Annotated in this window: 17 protein-coding genes; 6 read left to right on the top strand and 11 right to left on the bottom strand. The window is 72.3% G+C overall.

Annotated elements, in window-relative coordinates; translation table 11 throughout:
- Window positions 1-113 precede the first annotated feature (113 nt).
- The 3 genes from ACYVOO_RS18185 to ACYVOO_RS18175 all read right to left on the bottom strand — a co-directional run bounded on the left by ACYVOO_RS18185 (window position 114) and on the right by ACYVOO_RS18175 (window position 4,161).
- Window positions 114-1,928 (bottom strand): glycosyl hydrolase family 18 protein, encoded by a 1,815-nt coding sequence (locus tag ACYVOO_RS18185; RefSeq protein WP_461016704.1) that lies wholly within the window; start codon window positions 1,926-1,928, stop codon window positions 114-116.
- Between the two features lie 263 nt (window positions 1,929-2,191).
- Complete coding sequence (locus ACYVOO_RS18180) at window positions 2,192-2,926, bottom strand: response regulator (protein ID WP_461016669.1); 735 nt, start codon at window positions 2,924-2,926, stop codon at window positions 2,192-2,194.
- Window positions 2,927-2,931: 5 nt separating this feature from the next.
- Window positions 2,932-4,161, bottom strand: a complete 1,230-nt coding sequence (locus ACYVOO_RS18175; protein ID WP_461016668.1) for a sensor histidine kinase — start codon at window positions 4,159-4,161, stop codon at window positions 2,932-2,934.
- 175 nt (window positions 4,162-4,336) lie between these two features.
- Here ACYVOO_RS18175 and ACYVOO_RS18170 point away from each other — a divergent pair, with 175 nt between their 5' ends.
- A complete protein-coding gene (locus tag ACYVOO_RS18170) occupies window positions 4,337-4,954 on the top strand; it encodes a hypothetical protein (protein WP_461016667.1) in 618 nt (205 codons plus the stop codon).
- 182 nt (window positions 4,955-5,136) lie between these two features.
- Here ACYVOO_RS18170 and ACYVOO_RS18165 read toward each other — a convergent pair whose 3' ends face one another.
- The 3 genes from ACYVOO_RS18165 to ACYVOO_RS18155 all read right to left on the bottom strand — a co-directional run bounded on the left by ACYVOO_RS18165 (window position 5,137) and on the right by ACYVOO_RS18155 (window position 7,278).
- Complete coding sequence (locus tag ACYVOO_RS18165) at window positions 5,137-5,751, bottom strand: hypothetical protein (protein WP_453350959.1); 615 nt, start codon at window positions 5,749-5,751, stop codon at window positions 5,137-5,139.
- Between the two features lie 80 nt (window positions 5,752-5,831).
- On the bottom strand, window positions 5,832-6,506 hold the full coding sequence (locus tag ACYVOO_RS18160; protein ID WP_461016666.1) for a hypothetical protein: 675 nt from the start codon (window positions 6,504-6,506) through the stop codon (window positions 5,832-5,834).
- A 199-nt stretch (window positions 6,507-6,705) separates the two neighbouring features.
- Window positions 6,706-7,278, bottom strand: a complete 573-nt coding sequence (locus ACYVOO_RS18155; protein WP_461016665.1) for a cob(I)yrinic acid a,c-diamide adenosyltransferase — start codon at window positions 7,276-7,278, stop codon at window positions 6,706-6,708.
- Window positions 7,279-7,718: 440 nt separating this feature from the next.
- On the opposite strand from ACYVOO_RS18155, the gene ACYVOO_RS18150 reads away from it, so the two are divergent.
- The 3 genes from ACYVOO_RS18150 (at window position 7,719) to ACYVOO_RS18140 (ending at window position 11,961) form a co-directional block, all read left to right on the top strand.
- The gene (locus ACYVOO_RS18150) at window positions 7,719-8,567 is read left to right on the top strand and encodes a 3-hydroxyacyl-CoA dehydrogenase family protein (RefSeq protein ID WP_461016664.1); all 849 of its coding nucleotides are present in this window, start codon (window positions 7,719-7,721) and stop codon (window positions 8,565-8,567) included.
- A 166-nt stretch (window positions 8,568-8,733) separates the two neighbouring features.
- Entirely contained in the window at window positions 8,734-9,099 is a 366-nt protein-coding gene (locus ACYVOO_RS18145; RefSeq protein ID WP_461016663.1) for an STAS domain-containing protein, read from the top strand.
- Window positions 9,100-9,219: 120 nt separating this feature from the next.
- A complete protein-coding gene (locus ACYVOO_RS18140; RefSeq protein ID WP_461016703.1) occupies window positions 9,220-11,961 on the top strand; it encodes an ATP-binding protein in 2,742 nt (913 codons plus the stop codon).
- A gap of 254 nt (window positions 11,962-12,215) precedes the next feature.
- Here ACYVOO_RS18140 and nucS read toward each other — a convergent pair whose 3' ends face one another.
- Window positions 12,216-12,878 (bottom strand): endonuclease NucS, encoded by a 663-nt coding sequence (gene nucS / locus ACYVOO_RS18135; protein WP_453350965.1) that lies wholly within the window; start codon window positions 12,876-12,878, stop codon window positions 12,216-12,218.
- A 233-nt stretch (window positions 12,879-13,111) separates the two neighbouring features.
- Here nucS and ACYVOO_RS18130 point away from each other — a divergent pair, with 233 nt between their 5' ends.
- Window positions 13,112-13,504, top strand: a complete 393-nt coding sequence (locus ACYVOO_RS18130; RefSeq protein ID WP_453350966.1) for an SCO5389 family protein — start codon at window positions 13,112-13,114, stop codon at window positions 13,502-13,504.
- A gap of 128 nt (window positions 13,505-13,632) precedes the next feature.
- On the opposite strand, the gene ACYVOO_RS18125 is transcribed toward ACYVOO_RS18130, so the two are convergent.
- Window positions 13,633-14,748: an LLM class flavin-dependent oxidoreductase gene (locus tag ACYVOO_RS18125; RefSeq protein WP_461016662.1), complete on the bottom strand. Its 1,116-nt coding sequence runs from the start codon at window positions 14,746-14,748 to the stop codon at window positions 13,633-13,635.
- A gap of 313 nt (window positions 14,749-15,061) precedes the next feature.
- Here ACYVOO_RS18125 and ACYVOO_RS18120 point away from each other — a divergent pair, with 313 nt between their 5' ends.
- Window positions 15,062-15,406, top strand: a complete 345-nt coding sequence (locus tag ACYVOO_RS18120; RefSeq protein WP_453350968.1) for an ATP/GTP-binding protein — start codon at window positions 15,062-15,064, stop codon at window positions 15,404-15,406.
- Between the two features lie 42 nt (window positions 15,407-15,448).
- On the opposite strand, the gene ACYVOO_RS18115 is transcribed toward ACYVOO_RS18120, so the two are convergent.
- The 3 genes from ACYVOO_RS18115 to ACYVOO_RS18105 form a co-directional block, all read right to left on the bottom strand.
- Window positions 15,449-16,420: an ABC transporter permease subunit gene (locus ACYVOO_RS18115; protein ID WP_461016661.1), complete on the bottom strand. Its 972-nt coding sequence runs from the start codon at window positions 16,418-16,420 to the stop codon at window positions 15,449-15,451.
- Window positions 16,417-17,583: an ABC transporter ATP-binding protein gene (locus tag ACYVOO_RS18110; RefSeq protein WP_461016660.1), complete on the bottom strand. Its 1,167-nt coding sequence runs from the start codon at window positions 17,581-17,583 to the stop codon at window positions 16,417-16,419. The genes ACYVOO_RS18115 and ACYVOO_RS18110 overlap by 4 nt, the downstream gene beginning before the upstream one ends.
- Window positions 17,584-17,694: 111 nt before the next feature.
- Window positions 17,695-18,465, bottom strand: coding sequence for an ABC transporter permease subunit (locus ACYVOO_RS18105; protein ID WP_461016659.1), 771 nt, complete (start codon window positions 18,463-18,465; stop codon window positions 17,695-17,697).

Raw genomic sequence — 18,465 nt, 5'->3', positions numbered from 1 at the left:
GACAAGTGCGCCTGCGGCGGGGGTGGCCGGGACAGCATGGCGCCGGGGAGACGGCAGGCGGAGCCGTCTCCCCGGCTGTTCACGGGACGGGGTGGTTCATCTGGAGGTGGCGGTTACTTCAGACCGCTGTCGATGGCGCTCACCAGCTCGCCGTTCGACGTGTCGCCGCTGAACTCCCAGAAGAAGGCGCCGCCCAGGCCCTGCTGCTTGGCGTAGGACATCTTGCCGCCGATGGTCGCGGGAGTGTCGTAGCTCCACCACTCGTTGCCGCAGTGCGCGTACGCGGTGCCCGCGACCGTGCCGTTGGCGGGGCACTTGGACTTGAGGACCTTGTAGTCCTCGATGCCCGCCTCATAGGTGCCGGGTGCCGCGCCCGTGGCGGTGCCGCCCGGTGCCGACTGGGTGACGCCGGTCCAGCCGCGCCCGTAGAAGCCGATCCCGAGCAGCAGCTTCTTCGCGGCGACGCCCTTGGCCTTGAGCTTGGAGAGTGCGGCGTCGGTGTTGAAGCCCTGTTGGGGGATGCCGTCGTACGACTTCAACGGGGAGTGCGGGGCTGTGGGGCCCTTCGCGTCCCAGGCGCCGAAGAAGTCGTAGGTCATGACGTTGTACCAGTCGGCGTACTGCGAGGCGCCCGCGTAGTCCGTCTTGTCGATCTTGCCGCCGTCGGAGCCGTCGGCCGTGATGGCGGCGGTGACCAGGTTCTTGCTGCCGAACTTGTCGCGCATGGCCTTCATCATCGCGGTGAAGGCGTTCGGGCCGGACGAGTCGCAGGTCAGGCCGCAGGCGTTGGGGTACTCCCAGTCCAGGTCGATGCCGTCGAAGACGTCGGCCCAGCGTGGGTCCTCGACGAGGTTGTAGCAGGACTCGGCGAAGGCGGCCGGGTTCTTGACGGCTTCGGTGAAGCCGCCGGACCAGGTCCAGCCGCCGAAGGACCACAGCACCTTGATGTTCGGGTACTTGGCCTTGAGCTTGCGGAGCTGGTTGAAGTTGCCGCGCAGCGGCTGGTCCCAGGTGTCGGCCTTGCCGTCGACGCTCTGGTCGGCGGTGTACGCCTTGTCGTAGTCGGCGTAGGCGTCGCCGATGGTGCACTTGCCGCCCTGGACGTTGCCGAAGGCGTAGTTGATGTGGGTGATCTTGGAGGCCGAGCCGGAGGTGTCCAGGTTCTTCACGTGGTAGTTGCGCCCGTAGACGCCCCAGTTGGTGAAGTAGCCCAGCTTGACCGTGTCACCGCCCGGCGGGTCCGGGTTGCCGCCCGTCGTGCGGACCTGGCGCACGCCGCTGGAGGGGCCGGTCTGGTCGGCGGTGTCGCGGGCCTTGACGGTGTACGAGTAGTCGGTGCCCGCGGTCAGCCCGGTGTCGGTGTACGAGGTGCCGGTGACCGTGGTGACCTTCGTGCCGTCGCGCAGGACGTCGTAGTTCTTGACGCCCTTGTCGTCGGTGGCCGCGCTCCAGCTGAGCTTCACGGAGGTGTTGGTGATGTCGGAGGCCGCGGGGGTGCCGGGGGCCGACGGGGGTGCGTCGCCCGGGTTGGTGCCGCCGTCGCAAGAGCCGCCGTTGAGCTTGCAGTTGGCGGGGCTGCCCGAGCCGCTGCCGTTGAAGCCGAAGGAGACGGAGGCGCCGGGCGCGAGGGTGCCGTTCCAGCCCACGTTCTTGGCGGTCCAGTGGTCGCCGCTGTTGGAGACGGTGGCGTCCCAGGCCGAGGTCACCTTGGTCCCGGAGGGGAAGTCCCACTCGACGGTCCAGGCGGAGAGGGTGGTGGTGCCGGTGTTCTTCACCGTCCACTTGCCCTCGAAGCCGGTGCCCCAGTCGGAGCCCTTGGTGTACGTGGCCGTGGCGGACTCGGCGGCCTGCGCGGGGGACGCGGTGCCGACGAGGGCGCCGAGGGGGAGCGCGAGGGTGACGGCGAAGACGGCCGCCCGCCGCCTTATCCGCCCGAGTCTCTCCGATCGTCTCGCCGCTGACCGTCTGAGTCTCTCTGTCAGTCGTGTGCGTGGTGCGGTTCCAGATCTCAAGGGTGCTCCTCAGAGCTAGGTCCGCCGGGCCGGGATGGGGGCCCGTGGGGGTCGGGACATGGACCTGCGCCGCCTTGAGCACGTGTGGGGCCACGCTCATCGCAGTGAGCCGGAGAGTATGGTGGTCTGTACCACTGGTCAATAGGTCTGGACCTATCGGAGTGCGATGCGGCCGATACTCACCGCTCACGCGCCGACGGAGAACCGCCCTGCGGACCGGGTTCCGGCGGGCCGGGTACGCCCAGTTCCTGGGCCAGCACGGCCGCCTGGGTGCGGCTGCGCAGCTCAAGCTTCGCCAGCAGCCTGCTGACGTGGGTCTTCACCGTCGCCTCCGCCATGTCCAGGCGCTCCGCGATCTCCGCGTTCGGCATCCCGGCGCCCAGCGCGCCCAGCACCTCCCGCTCCCGCCGGGTCAGCTCGTCGAATCCGGGCGGAGGCCGCATGCCGGAACGGGCCCCTCCGGGGCGCGCGAACTCCGCGATCAGCCGACGGGTCACGGCCGGGGCGATCATGCCCTCGCCGCGCGCCACCGTCCGCACGGCCTCGACCACCGTTGCCGCCTCGCTGTCCTTGAGCAGGAACCCGGCGGCCCCGGCGCGCAGCGCCCCGAAGACGTACTCGTCGAGGTCGAACGTGGTCAGCACCAGCACGTCCGCGAGCCCCTCGGCAGTCACCGCGCGAGTGGCCGAGACGCCGTCGAGCCGGGGCATCTGGATGTCCATCAGCACGAGGTCGGGGCGCAGTTCGCGGGCCAGCCGCACCGCTTCCTCGCCATCGGCCGCCTCGCCGACGACCTCGATGCCCGCCGCGCCGCGCAGGATCAGCACGAGTCCCGCGCGCACGGCGCCCTGGTCCTCGGCGACGAGCACCCGTACCCGCGGTGCGCCAGTCCCGGACTCCCTCGCGGACGCCATGCCGTTCACCCTTCCCGCCCCTCCACGGGCAGCACCGCCCGTACGGTCCACACCTTCGCACCGCCCGCACCGTCGTCCCCTGGCCCGCGCCCGTTCCCCGGTTCCGGCCCCGCCGCCAGCGTGCCGCCCAGCAGCTCCACCCGCTCCCGCATCCCGATCAGCCCCGCGCCCGAGCCGGGGGCCCGGGGCCCTGGGCCGCCCCGGCCGTCGAACGGGCTGGTGACCTCGACGGTCAGGGGCCCCGGCGGCTCGTGGTCGAGCCGCACGGTCACAGGGCCTGGCGAGGCGTGCTTGAGCGCGTTCGTCACGGCCTCCTGCGCCACGCGGTACGCCGCGAGACCCACGGGCGCGGGCAGCGGCCCCGGCCCGCGCTCGTCGCGCAGGGTGAAGCGGAAGCCCTCGTCGGCCGTGTCGCGGGCGCGGTCGAGCAGCGCGTCGAGCCCGTCGAGCGTGGGCGAGACGGCGGGACCGGAATCCGCGCCCGCGTCGCGCAGCAGCCCGATGAGGCGACGCATCTCGGCCAGCCCTCGCACGCTGTTCTCGCGGATCACGCCGAGCGCGTCACGCGTGAGCGCGGGGTCCTCGCGCTCCTGGGAGAGCGCGGCCGTGGAGTGGATGGCGATGGCCGACAGATGGTTGGCGACGACGTCGTGCAGCTCGCGCGCCATCCGGGCGCGCTCCGCCACGACCGCCTGCGTGCGGTCCATCTCGGCCAGCAGCGCGGTCTGTTCGGCCCGCAGGCGCTCGGCCGCCGCGGCGTTGCGGTGGTCCCGGATGATCGCGCCCGTACAGGCCGGCCCGATGGTGACCAGGCCGCAGACGATTCCGAGCAGCAGCGCCTCCGGCCTGCGGAAGGCGGCCAGCGTGCCCAGCGTGACGGCTACGGTGACCAGCACGCTCGCGGGCACCACGACGCGCGCGAGCGAGGGCCGCCCGTACAGCACCGCCGCGTACACGACGTCCGTGAACAGCACCGCCGTCGCCAGCAGCGAGCCCGTGACCGCGTCGCCCGCCATCGCCGCCACCCCGAGCAGCAGCGCCCAGGGCTGCGCCGTCCTGCGCCCCAGCACGGCCAGGCACATCGCGCCGAGCGGGACGAGCACCAGCGCGCCGTGCGCGCGCCCCGTCTCCTGGTTGCTGTAGAGGCCGAGGAGCCACAGGGCCAGGCCGCCCGCGAACCCCGCGAGCGCGATGAGCGCGTCGTGGCGGTGGGGCCGGAGGCGGGCGAGCGGCATGGGTCCATCACAGCACGCGGGCCGCCGCCTCGACGTCGCCACACGGTACGGAAGGACCGCCGCGCACTACATCGAAGGATGCAGTGCGAGGGCCGGGGAATCGGCGCCGGTGAGGACGTGCCGGGCGGGTGCGACGGGAGACGCTGGAGGCCGATCCGAGAAGGAGGGACCCACCGTGATCGTCACGCTGATCGTCGCCTGCGAGGTCGCCTTCTGGGTGCTGCTGGCCGGTGGCCTCGCGCTGCGCTACCTGGCCCGGATGCCCCGCGCGGGCGCGGCCGTGCTGCTGTGCGAGCCGCTGCTGGAGCTGGTGCTGCTGGCCGTGACCGTGATCGACCTGCGCAACGGCGGGGAGCCGGACTGGAAGCACGGCCTGGCCGCCGTCTACATCGGCTTCACCGCCACCCACGGCCACTACATGGTCAAGTGGGCCGACGGCCACTTCGCGCACCGCTTCGCCGGTGGCCCGCGCCCGGCCAAGCCGCCGCGCTACGGGATGGCGCGGGCGCTGCACGAGTGGAAGATGGCGGGCCGCGCGGTCGGGGGTGCGGCCATCGCGGCGGCGCTGCTCCAGCTGGCGATCTGGTACGTGGGCGACCCGGGCCAGACCGAGTCGCTGCGCAACTGGCAGGGCCGCATGGGCTTCGTGACCGTGATCAGCGTGATCATCGCCCTGAGCTACACGGTCTGGCCGAAGCGCCCCAAGCACTCCCTGGGCCCGGAGCACCCGGAGCACCCGGAGCACCTGGGGGACCCGAAGAACCCGGAGCGGACCGAGCCGGTGCGCCGCTGAGCCGGGCCCGTACCCGCACGCCCGCACGCCGAAGGCGGAGCCCAGCCCCGTGCGCGACGGTGGAGCGCACGGGGCCGGGCGCGGGCGCGGCCGGCCCGGGGGGAAGCGGGCACCCTGAGCGGGGGACGGGTGCCCGCGTGACCGGCCGCGTGCGGCGGCGGAGCCTGCGCGGTGGCGGGACCTCAGCCGCAGTGCTCCGACTTCTCCTGGTCCGTCATCGGGCGCGTGTGCTGCGTCTTCGTGCTGGGCGCGTCGGGCTTGGGGCCCGTCGCGTCGAAGGGCACGTACCAGATGTAGTGCCCGTAGAAGCGGTCAGGGAAGTGCAGCTCATAGGTGCCGGTCACGCGCTGCATCTGGGCCTCGCGCGTCACCCAGCCCATCTCGCCGGGCCGTACGTCGATGTTCGTCTGGGCGCTCTCGGTGTGCGAGCTCTCCCACGTGTGGTTGTAGTTGGTCTCGATGCTGACCTTGAAGACCTCGGCGAAGCCGTACTCGGCGCTCAGCGAGACGCCGACACTGTTGGACTCGCCGGTCGTGTCCGACCAGCCGACGGTCGAGCGCTGGAGGTCGGAGGTGCAGTTGTAGGCGGCGTCGCCGACCTGGTGCGCCTCGCCCATGGAGTCCTGCGGGGCCCCGTCGGGGTGGAAGACGCACGAGTCGGTGCCGTTGTCGCACTTGTCGAGCAGTTCGCGGGTGGTGGGCTGCTCCTCGGCCTGTGCGACGGTCGGCGCGAGGGCCGTCGAGCCCGCTGTCACGAGCGCGGCGAAAAGAACCGAGAGCCGTATGCGACGGTTCATGATCTCTCCATCAGCTGTGTGGGGGGAGTGTTGTGGGGGGTGGGGAGTGGCGCTGAGGGGCGTGCGTGTGCGGTGGGACGTCAGCTGAACCCGATGGACTGGGTGCGGTCGTTCATGAGGGAGCCGATGTCGCCGGTGTTCTCCTTGAACGGGCCGTCCCTGTCGCCGCCGAGGTTCGGCTCCGGGTAGAGCCAGATCCAGCAGTCGCCCCACGGCTGCACGGACGAGATGCGGTTCTTCCACCCGTCTTCGAGGTCGTGCTGGAAGTCGACCCAGCCGTCCTTCTCGCAGAGCGCCTCTCCGTAGACGGTGAGCGAGTCGCCGCCGAACTGGGAATCGTCGAAGAACGTCCCCTGGATGATGTCGCCCTCGGCCGCGGCCGTACGGTTCGCGCCCAGGCTCTTGGCCTCGGCCTGGAAGCCGCTGTCCTTCGCCGCCTTACGGGCGGAGGCGGGCGCGTCGTCGATGCGCCCGCCCGAGGCCGTCTCGACCGCCTCGGTGAAGGTGCTGAAGCACTTCTCCGTACCGGTCCGCGTGTCCAGCGCGCAGTGCCGCGGCGCCGTGGTGTCCGTGCTCCCCTCGGGCTCAGCGGCCTGTGCGGAGGGCACGGTCATGGCGCCCGCGAGCAGGGCCACCGCCGCGCTCGCGGTGCCGAGAACGGTGCGGGTCCTGGCCCTGCTGCGGCGGCTGCGGGGGCTTCGGACGGTGCCTCGCGGTGCTCTGCGGGGGGCTCCGGGCATGGTGCTGCCGTTCATGGGACTCCAACTCCTGTGTATCGGGGGGTAGTTGGCGCCCAACGCATGCTCGGTGTGACTTGGCCCAAACCAAGTGCCCGCGATTGCCCGCTATTCGGGCGCGGCATGCCTGGTCACGGATCGCGGTCTGCCCGCGAATGTGGGGCGGGGTGTGGGGAGGGAGATCGCGTGGGACGCGGGCCCCGTGGGGCCCGTCGCCTCAGCGCTCGCCGCCGGGCACCCACAGCACGTCGCCCTCGGCCACGTTCGCCGTGCGCGCGAGGATGAACAGCAGGTCCGAGAGCCGGTTCAGATAGGTGGCCGTGAGCGGGTTCATGGTCTCGCCGTGCTCCTCCATGGCCGCCCACGTGGAGCGCTCGGCGCGGCGTACGACCGTGCACGCCTGGTGCAGCAGCGCGGCGCCCGGCGTCCCGCCCGGGAGGATGAAGCTGCGCAGCTTCTCCAGCCTCTCGTTGAAGAGGTCGCAGTCCGCCTCCAGCTTGTCCACGTAGCTCTGCTCGACGCGCAGCGGCGGGAACTCCGGATTCTCGACGACCGGCGTCGACAGATCGGCCCCGACGTCGAAGAGGTCGTTCTGCACCCGCGTCAGCACGGGCCGCAGCTCCTCGTCCAGGTTCCCGAGGGCCAGCGCGACGCCGATGGCCGCGTTCGCCTCGTTCGCGTCCGCGTACGCCGAGATCCGCGCGTCGGTCTTCGCGGTCCGGCTCATGTCGCCGAGCGCGGTGGTGCCCTTGTCGCCGGTACGGGTGTAGATCCGGGTGAGGTTAACCATGCTCCGAGCCTATCCGGAGCGCCGCGCGCGACCCGGTGCCGCGCGCGTCCGCACGCGCCGCCCCGGCACGCGACACGCCCCGCCGCCATGGACTGAGGCACCGTCACCCGCCCCCGTGCCAGGGCCTCTCGGCGCGCGGTTCCGCCCGATGTGATGTCCGCCATGTGAGACGTGACACGCGTCTCTTGGCTCCCCGTGACGCGCTGTGAGCCGCTAGTGTCCGCATCAATAGCGGTCGTCCAGGCAGTGCGGGACCGTCGGCGAGCAGGTGTGTGCCGCCGTACGCAGCCGTATGCCGCCGTACGACGGACGGGCGCGGCGGCGACGGGCACGCGGGAAAGCCGAATCGCCGGAACGCCGGAATGCCGCACGGAACGTCGCAGCGAACAGTTTCAGAGAACGTCGGAAGTCTCAGCAGACTCAGAAGCAGGGTGGGTGTCGTGGCGAAGAAGCTCGCCGTCATCGGAGCCGGACTCATGGGCTCCGGTATCGCACAGGTCTCGGCCCAGGCGGGCTGGGACGTGGTACTCCGCGATGTGACCGGCGAGGCGCTGACGCGCGGTACGGATGGCATCCGCGCCTCGTACGAGAAGTTCGTGAGCAAGGGGAAGCTGGCGGCCGAGGACGCCGAGGCGGCGCTCGCCCGCATCACCACGACGACGGACCTCGACGCCGCGGCGGACGCGGACGTCGTCGTGGAAGCGGCGTTTGAGAAGATCGAGATCAAGCGGGAGATCTTCGCCGCGCTCGACGGACTGGTGAAGGACGAGACGATCCTCGCCTCCAACACCTCCGCCATCCCCATCACGAAGATCGCGGCGGCGACCGGCCGCCCCGAGCGCGTGGTGGGCGCCCACTTCTTCTCGCCGGTGCCGATGATGGCGCTGTGCGAACTCGTGCGGGGCCACAAGACGAGCGACGAAACCCTCGCCGCCGCGCGCGAGTTCGCCGAGTCGGTCGGCAAGACCTGCGTCGTCGTCAACCGCGATGTCGCGGGCTTCGTCACCACCCGCCTCATCTCGGCCCTCGTCGTCGAGGCGGCGAAGCTGTACGAGTCGGGCGTCGCCAGCGCCGAGGACATCGACACGGCGTGCCGCCTCGGCTTCGGCCACGCGATGGGGCCCCTGGCGACCGCTGACCTCACGGGCGTCGACATCCTGCTGCACGCCACGGAGAACATCTACACCGAGTCGCAGGACGAGAAGTTCGCGCCGCCGGAGCTGATGCGCCGGATGGTCGACGCGGGCGATATCGGCCGTAAGAGCGGACAGGGCTTCTACGAGCACTGAAACCGGCGACAACGGGGGACACGTCCGGTACGGCCTCGCCCGCAGGGGTGAAATCCGTATCGGTTCGAGTACGGACGGCAACTTCGCTGCCTCATCGGCAGTCAGTTGTGGTGAGACATTCAGACGCAAAGGTGCACGCGCACAGCCATACTTCCGGGGAGCGGATATGCACATCAGGGGCGACCACGCCGAGCTGGCCGCCGGGGGTCGCCTCGACGTCCGCAGCGCGGCGGACGCCCGTACGGTCCTGCACGGCGCCGTCGACTCCGGTCAGGGCGATCTCGTGCTGGACCTCGCCGAGCTGGATTCCTGGGACGCCACCGGCCTGGGAGTCATCATGGGCGCACACCGCCGCGCCGGGCGCTGCGGCAGACGGCTCGTGCTGCGGGACGTGCCGCCCCAGATGCAGCGCCTGCTGGTGGCCACCAGACTGCACCGCATCCTCGCCATCGAGGGCGCCGAAGCGGTGCCGGGCGGAGCCGGAGCCTCGGCTTCTCCGGTCTCCGAGGCCCAAATCCTCACAAAGCCGTGACCTCCGGCGGCGGGCACCGCACTCGGCGCTCGGCGATACTGGGCCGGGGGCGGTGTCTGCTCGTCGGTGCGGAAGGGTTGGCGCGTGCCGCCCACGTCACGGCATCTGGGGGCATTGACCATGGTCCAGCACGACAGCGAGCAGCACGGCGATGAGCCGCACGGCGGTGCGCCGCTCGGTGGTGAGCCGCACGGCGGCCGGCACGAGAGCGAGCGCGGGAGCGGCGGCCTCGCCCGGACGGTGCAACTCGTCGCGGCCCCGTATCTGCTGACCGTCAACCCCGTCGACGGCAGCGAGATCGAGCCCTGCCCGCCCGGCGAACTTCCCGGACGTCCGCGCAAGCTGACCGTCGACGAGCGCCCGGACCAGGGCCGCGCCGCAGCGCCCATCGGCGGCACCCCGGCAGCGCCGCCCGACGACATACCCGTGGTGGACCGCGAGGAGGAGCGCGAGCGGCTGGGGCGACTGCTCGCGCGAGGCCGCTCCGTACGGCTCACGGGACCCTCGGGCGCGGGCCGCAGCACGCTGCTGGACGTGGTCGCCGAGGACGTCGCCGCACTCGCGCCCGACGGAGTGGTGCGCCTCAGCGGCTATCGCCGCACCCCGGACGACGTGCTGTACGAGCTGTTCGCCACCGTGCACGAGGCGCCCCTGCACCGCCCGGCGCGGGAAGAGGTCGCGGAGGCGCTGGAGGGGGTCGGCGCCGTCGTCGTCCTCGACGATCTGGAGTTCGGCGGGGCGGCCCTGGACGAGGTACTCGCCGTCACCCCCGAATGCGCCTTCCTCTTCTCCGCCGCCCCCGATGTGGCGGCGCCCTCGGCCGAGGCCCACGTCGAGGAGGTCCGGCTGACGGGGCTCAGCCGCACCGGCGCACTCGAACTGCTGGAGCGCGCCGCGCTGCGCCCCCTCACGGACGAGGAGGCGGACTGGGCGGCCGATCTGTGGTTCGAGACGGACGGTCTGCCCCTGCGCTTCGTCCAGGCGGGCGCGCTGCTGCGGCAGCGGGTGCGGCGCCGGATCACCCTGCCGGGGTCGGTGCGCGACGCCGACGGTCCGGGCGACGGTGCTTCCTCGCCGCAAGTGGCGGGGCCCGCGACCGGTCTGGTGCCGCTCGTCGCCGAAGGACTCTCGGACGCGGCGCGCTCCGCGCTGCGCTTCGCCGTCGCGCTGGACGGCGAACTCCCGCACCACACCCACCTGCCGGCGCTCGTCGGCGATCCGCAGGCCGACCACGCCGTCGCCGAGCTGGCCGCGGCCGGGCTGGTCACGGCGGCAGGAGGGCACTACCGGCTGCCGGGCGGCACGGCGGACGAACTGACGGCCGCCGGGTACGCGGAGGACGCGAGCACCCGCGCCCAGGCCGCCGCACAGCACTACGCCTGGTGGGCGGGCCACCCCTCCGTCAGCTCCGAACGCGTCGGCGCCGAGTCGGACGCGGTGCTCGCCGCCGTCCAGTGCGCCGGGCGCGGCGGCCACCCGAGCGCGGCCGTGCTGCTGGCCCGCACGGCGGCGCCCGTGCTCGCCGCCGCGCTGCGCTGGAGCACATGGGAGCGGATGCTGCGCAGTGGCCAGGAGGCCGCGCGCACGGTGGGTGAAGTCGCGGAAGAGGCGTATTTCCACCACGAACTGGGCGTCCTCGCGCTCTGCGCCGACAACCCCGAGCGGGCCCGCGCCGAGCTGGAGGCTTCCATCGGCCTGCGCGGCATCCTCGCGGACCAGCGGGGCACGGTCGCGGGGCGCCGCGCGCTGGCGCTCGTCTCGGACCGGCTGGCCGGAGGCGTGGGCGGCGCGGGCGGTACGGGTTTCGCGCAGGGGCTCGCGGAGGGGCGGAATCCGGCCCCGTCGGGGCTCTCGCAGGCGCAGAGCGGCGGCTTCTTCCCCGCGGCGGCGGGCGAGGAGTCCGCGTCGCCGCCCGGGGGCGCCCCCGTGGGCGCTGAGCCGGCCGCGGCGTACGGGGAGCACGGGGCGTACGGGGAGCACGGGGCGTACGGGGAGGTCAGGGCGTACGACGACAGTGTCGAGACCCTGGTCACCAGGGCCGCCGCGCACGGCCAGGGCGCCGACGAGCCGCTGACGCTCGCTTCGACGGGCGTGCACGGCACCGGCACCGGAACGGGCGGCAAGCGTCGCACCGGATGGCGCGGCCTCCTGGCGACCGGCACCCGGAGGAACGTCGTCGCGGCGGGCACGGGCGCCCTGCTCGCGGCCGTGCTGGGCACCGTCGTCACGCTGGCCGGCGTCTCCGGCGGCGAGGACCCGCCCGCCGACAAGGTGAAGCCCGAGCAGTCCACCTCCCAGCAGGACGAGGACGACGAACTGACGGCCGACCGCCCCGGTACCGAAGACGCCGGCACCGAAACGGGCTCGGCCGACAGGCCCCAGGAGCCGGGACCGACCAGCGGCGCCCCCTCCGCCTCCGACGGCCCGGGCAGCTCCTCGCCGGACGACGAAACCTCGAAGCCGAGCGACAGCGCGTCCTCCTCGGACGACGGCTCGGACGACACGGGCGGCTCCGGCGACGGTGGGGGCTCCGGCGGCGGCTCGGGTTCCGGCGGCAGCTCCTCGACGGGCGGTTCCTCGGGCGGCGGCACGAGCGGCGGTACGACGGACGGCGGGTCCACGGACGGTGGCTCGACGGACGGCGGCGGCACCGACGGTGGCTCGACAGGCGGCGGCAGCACGGACGGTGGCTCGACAGACGGCGGCAGCACCGACGGCGGTACGACGGACGGCGGGACCACCGACGGCGGCACCACCACGGGCGGGTCAACGGACGGCGGCACCTCCGGCAGCTCCTCCCCGAGCAGCACTGCCACCGGCACCTCGGGCGGCACGAGCGGCACGGGTTCGCCGACGGTGTGACGCGCCGCTCCCCGGACCGGAGGGCCGGTCCCTGCGCGGCACGCCGCACGCGGAGGCACGCGAACGAGCCCTTATGGGCCGCACGATGACGTACGGCTCCGTACGACTTCGTACGACATCGTGCGTTCCTGCCCCGCCCCGCCCCGCCCCGCCCCGCCTCGCACCCCGCCCCCCGTACACGCGAAGGCTCCCGGCCGTGGGAAGGCCGGGAGCCGGGGGACAGGGACCGGAAGAGCCGGCGGAGCCGGATCGGATCAGAAGAGGCGGAGCTTGTCGTCCTCGATGCCGCGCAGCGCGTTGTAGTCGAGGACGACGCAGTCGATGCCGCGGTCCGTGGCCAGCACGCGCGCCTGCGGCTTGATCTCCTGGGCCGCGAAGACGCCCTTGACCGGGGCCAGATGCGGATCGCGGTTGAGGAGATCGAGGTAGCGGGTGAGCTGCTCGACGCCGTCGATCTCGCCCCTGCGCTTGATCTCCACGGCGACGGTGGCGCCCTGCGCGTCACGGCCCAGGATGTCCACCGGGCCGATCGCCGTCTGGTACTCGCGGCGGATCAGCGTGTAGCCCTCGCCCAGGGTCTCCATGCGGTCGGCCAGCAGCTCCTGGAGGTGCGCTTCCACACCGTCCTTGATGAGCCCTGGATCGACGCCCAGTTCGTGCGAGGAGTCGTGCAGGACCTCCTCCATGGTGATGATGAGCTTCTCGCCCGCCTTGTTCTCCACGGTCCACTTGGAGTCGTCGCCCTCCTTCAGAGTGCAGGGCGGGGACATCCAGTTGAGCGGCTTGTAGGCGCGGTCGTCCGCGTGGATGGAGACCGAGCCGTCGGCCTTCACGAGGATGAGCCGGGGCGCCGAGGGGAGGTGTGCGGTGAGCCTGCCGGCGTAGTCGACGGAGCACCGGGCGATGACGAGACGCATGGTCGGCCACGCTACTGGACCGGGCCCCCGGCGCGCGATTCGCCCCCTGCGCTCAGGCGGCATCGGGAGGGAGTGGCCGGATGTATGTCCATTCGCATGGTGCGGTCACTCTCCGCCCCTTACCGTGAACTGACAGGGGCGTCGCCGTCCGGGGTCGTGCGACTACGCGGCGCGGCGGGGTCCTCTGTTCCCGTCCGAAGACCCCGTCCGACGGGGTCGCGAGAGGAGAACCCATGTCGCTCGACGTCTCACCGGCCCTACTTGAGCAGGCCGAACGAGGCGAGGTCGACGAAGCGGCTTTCGTCGACTGCGTCCGCTCCTCCCTGCCGTTCGCGTGGGAGATGGTCAGCTCACTTGTGGCTCAGCTCAAGGTGGACGGAGGCGAGTTCGCCGACAACCAGACCCCGCCTCCGGACGAGCAGGCGCGCGGTCAGCTTCTGCGCGCCATGGCCAGCGACGCGATACGCGGCGCGCTGGAGCGGCACTTCGGCGTCCGGCTCGCCTTCCAGAACTGCCACCGGGTCGCGGTCTTCCCGACCGACGCCTCGGCGGACGACAGGCTGGCACGCTTCACATCCATCCGCGGACAGCTCCTCAACCAGTCGCCGCTGCTGCGCGACTGCTGAGCGCCGTCGCGACGGGCGACGCCGGCTGACGCCGACGGACCGCACCCCTCCCCGCGGACCCCGCGGGACGCGGTCCCGTCGACGCCGGCCGCTCCCCGTCCCCAACCTGGGGGAGCGGCGGTCGGTGGTCAGGTGAGCCGGGGAAGCACGTCGTCACCGAGCCGCGCGACATTGCGCTCCGTCGCCGCGAGATCGCCGCTTCCCTCCACGAGCAGCGCGAAACGATTGATTCCGGTCCGTTCAGCCGTGGCCGCGAGCCTGTCGGCGCACAGCCTCGGCGTGCCGACGGGATGCAGCCCGCACAGCAGCTCCGTATAGGCGACGGGATCGCGCATGGCGCGCTGCCTTCCGTCCACGGTCCGGTGTGCGCCGAGCCCTTCGCGGAGCCAGCCGGGCATCGCCTTGAGCAGCGTCTCGGTGGCCTCCTCGCGGGTGTCCTCGACCTGGGCCACGCCGGCGGAGACATGCCGCGCGCCGACGGCGGCGACCTTCTCCGCGCTGTGGCCCGCCGCCTCGGCCTCGCGCCGCCACAGGGCGACGATCTCCGCCTTCTCCTCGTCGCCGCAGTGCATCCCCAGCAGCATGGGCAGGCCGCGCTCAGCGGCGAGCCTGACCGTGCCTGGCGAGGTGCAGGCGATGACGACGGGCGGGCCCTCGCCGGGGTCCTCCGCGTCTGTGCCCGTGCCCGTGCCTGCGCCGTAGGCGGCGCCGGAACCCGAGCCGACCGGCCCTCCAGCGCCGCGCCCGACCGGCTCGTCGGCCCGCGGCACGACATCGACCTCACGGAACGTGTAGCGCTCGCCGTCCGCACCGACGCGGGGCTCCCGCAGCCAGCGCAGCGTCAGGTCCAGGGCCTCGGGGAAGCCGTGCTCGAACGCGTCGAGCCCGCCCCCGAAGACCTCCAGATCCACCCAGGGGCCGCCGCGCCCGACGCCGAGGGTGAAGCGGCCCCCGGTGGTGAGGTGCAGCAGCGCGGTCTGCTCGGCGAGCGCGACCGGATGGTGGTTCGGCAGCACGCTGACGGCGGTGCCCACACCGATGCGCCGGGTGCGCCCCAGCAGCAGCGCGGCGAGCGTCGTCGCCGACGGGCACACGCCGTACGGCACGAAGTGGTGCTCGGCCAGCCAGACCGCGTCCAGTCCCGCCGCCTCCGCGGCCTCGGTTGTCCGCACCGCGCGGTGCAGGGCCTCGCCCTGCCCCTGGCCCGGGAACTGCGCGGCCAGCACGAAAGCTCCAACTCGCATTTCTCTCCCCCTCCTTGAACGACCGACCCAGTGCTCCCCTACAGGCATTAACGTCTGGCAGGTGCCAAGGGCACGGTGCGGTGAGCGGTTTTTCCGATGAACGGAAAGATGGACGGAAGGGGGCCCCGGCCGTCCGGCCCGGCGGCAGCGGTCCGACGGGGTGGCAGAACGGCCCCGTCGTGGGCGCTGACGCGGGTGTCTGACGTGCGGATGCGTACCCTGGAAGCGGTACGGCCCCGGAGTCCGCGTCCGCGCGAGGGCTCACGGAGGCGGCGCCGACAGCCCCCACGACCCCGACCTTCCGAGGTGCCCTGTGTCCCCGCGTCGCAACCGCCCGCGCGGCGGTGCTGCCAAGTTCTCCTCCGGCGCCGGACGGCGGGACGGCGACGACGAGGCGGGGGAGCGGTACGGCCTGGAGCGTACGGAGGACTGGCGCGGCGAGGACTGGTCCGTGCGCCACATCAGCGGCAGCGCGGCGGCCAAGCACTACCGCTGCCCCGGCTGCGACCAGGAGATCCCGCCGGGGGTACCGCACGTCGTGGCCTGGCCCAGGACGGGCGACGGAGACGACAGACGGCACTGGCACAAGGCGTGCTGGAACGCGCGAGACCGCCGGAGCGCACGGCTCCAGCGGTCTCGTCAGGCCCCTCGCTACTGACCCCTGGGACCACCGGGGGCCCGAGTCCGGACCTGGGACCGGTCAGACGTCGCGCTTCTCCAGCAGCGCGTACGCCGCGGCCAGCACGACGGCCGTCGCGATCGCCAGCACGCCCAGGAGCGGCCAGCCGGTCGCGGTCTGGTCGTCGCTCATGGGGATGCGGTAGAGGGACGCCAGCCCGTTCAGGGGCGAGTATTCCAGCAGGATCTCGCGCACGTCCTGAAGCGCCTCGCCCATCATGAACATCGCCATCACCAGCGGCAGCAGGACCAGGGCCAGCATCGCGGTGATGGCCCCGGCCGAGTGCCGCAGCAGCGCGCCCACGGCCAGCGACAGCAGGCCCAGCAGCGCGACGTACAGCCCCGCGCCGACGGTCGCGCCCAGCCACTGGCTGCTGTCGGCCACGACCTGGCCGTTCTCGATGAGGATGCCCATGGCGTCGGCCTGGCGCTCGAAGCCGGAGACGCTCTGTCCCGACAGCAGCACGGAGTTGATCAGCGCGGTGACGGTGCAGGCCACCGTCGTCATCACGAAGGCCAGCACGAAGAAGACCACGGCCTTCGCCGTGAGTACACGGCCGCGCTGCGGGGAGGCCGTGAGGGTCGTACGGATCATGCCGGTGCCGTACTCGGAGGTGATCACCAGCACCCCGAGCGTGATGACGCAGATCTGCCCGAGCATCAGCCCGAACAGGCCGCCGGAGAGCAGCGGCATCCCCGTGAAGTCGGAGCCGCTCAGGCCGAGCGCGGTGAGGAACCCGATCCCGACGACCAGGACGAACATGACGCCGAGCGTCCACACCGTCGAGCGCACGGAACGGATCTTCGTCCACTCCGAGACGATGGCGTGGCCGAGGTGGGTCTTGCCGTACGGGGCGGGCGCCTGCTGGTGCTGCTGTTGCTGCGGCGGCATCTGCTGCGGTGCGGGTGCCTGGTGCTGCGGCTGCGGCGGCATCTGCTGCGGCGGTGCCTGCTGCGGTGCGGGCGCCGGGTTGTGGTGCTGCGGCGTCGTCATCGGGCGTCCTCGGGGTCGAGCGGGCCGGGCTGTGCGGGGTGGCCGTACGGGCCGGGCTGGGGCGGCGGCGCGGCCTGGGGCGGCATTGCCTGGGGCGGCGGGCCCCAGTTCCCCGGCGCGGCCTGGGCACCTGGCGGCATCTGGCCCGGGAAGGGCTGACCTGGCAACGGCGGCTGGCCCGGCGGCATCTGCCCCGGTTGCACAGGACCGGGCGGCATCGGCTGCTGGAAGCCCGCGCGCTGGTCGGTCGTCGAGCGGTAGTCGACGGAGCCCTGCGTCATCCGCATGTACGCCTCCTCCAGCGAAGCCTGGTGCGGCGACAGCTCCCACAGCCGTACGTCGGCCCCGTGCGCCAGCTCGCTGATGTGCGGCAGCGCGAGCCCCGTCACGCGGATCGCGCCGTCCTCCTCGGGCTGGGCGTGGCCACCGGCCTCGTGCACCGCCGACGTCAGCTTCTCGCGCTGTTCGGGCTCGCCGTCGGGCGTCCGTACGCGCGCGAAGCCCACGGAGTTCTGCGCGATGAACTCCTTCACCGAGGTGTCGGCCATGAGCTGGCCGCGCCCGATCACGATCAGATGCTCCGCTGTCTGCGCCATCTCGCTCATGAGGTGCGAGGAGACGAAGACGGTACGGCCCTCGCTCGCGAGCCCCTTCATCAGGTTGCGCACCCACAGGATGCCCTCGGGGTCGAGGCCGTTGACGGGCTCGTCGAAGAGCAGCACCTGCGGATCGCCGAGCAGCGCGGCGGCGATGCCGAGCCGCTGGCCCATGCCGAGCGAGAAGCCCTTGGAGCGCTTCTTGGCCACCTCGTGCAGTCCGACCACGCCCAGCACCTCGTCCACCCGGCGCGCGGGGATGCCCGAGAGCTGGGCCAGGGACAGCAGGTGGTTGCGCGCGGAACGGCCGCCGTGCACCGCCTTGGCGTCCAGCAGGGCACCGACCTGGCGCGGGGCGTTGGGCAGCCCCCTGAACCGGTGGCCGCCGATCGTGACCGTGCCCTCCGTGGGGGTGTCCAGACCCAGGATCATCCGCATCGTCGTGGATTTCCCGGAACCGTTCGGGCCCAGAAAACCGGTCACGGTCCCGGGCCGTACCTGGAAGGACAGGTTGTAGACGGCCGTCTTGGCGCCGTAGCGCTTCGTCAGGCCGTACGCCTCGATCATTGCTCGCCCCTGGACGCAGTTCGGGGCTGGTTTCGCCCCCCGACACGGCCTAGGACCGGACGAGGGCCCGTATTGGTTCCATGGTCCGCGTCACTCACGTCACACGAGGTGTCACGCGTCCCGCTTTTTCAGGACGAAGAAGCCCGCCACGAGGGCCACGACGGCCCACGCGACCATGATCAGCAGCCCGGCCCAGGGCCCGTACGGGCGGTCCAGCGTCTCCGGGACGACGGACATGACCGTGGTGCCCGCCTGGTCGGGCAGATACTGCGCGACCTTCTTCGTCGCGCTCACTCCGCCCAGGATGTTGGAGATCAGGAAGAAGAACGGCATCAGGATGCCGAACGCCAGCATGGGGCTGCGCAGCACGAAGGTGGCGCCCATCGCGAAGAGCGCGATCAGCGCCATGTAGAGCCCGCCGCCGAACACCGCGCGCAGCACGCCCGTGTCGCCGAGCGAGGCGCCGTGGTCGCCGAGCAGGGCCTGCCCGATGAAGAACGTCAGGAAGCTGGTGACCATCCCGACCACCAGCACCAGCAGCCCCGCGACGAGCACCTTGCACCACAGGAAGGTGCCCCGCTGCGGCACGGCGGCCAGCGAACTCCTGATCATCCCCGTGTTGTACTCGGCCGAGACGACGAGCACCCCGAAGGCGATCATGGCGAGCTGGCCGAGGCCCATGCCCGCGAAGCTGGTGTAGGTCGGGTCGAAGGTCATCCGGTCCCTGACGGGCATGTCGTCGAACTCGGACTTGGTGAACACGCAGATCAGCGCGGACAGCGCGATGGTGACCACCAGGGCCGCCGCCAGTGTCCACAGCGTGGAGCGTACGGAGCGGATCTTGGTCCACTCCGACTGGAGAACCCGCGAGACGCTCGCCAT

This window comes from Streptomyces daliensis (assembly GCF_054782395.1).
The sequence above is the reverse complement of the archived record's forward strand: the minus strand, read 5'-3'. Positions and strand labels throughout refer to the sequence as shown.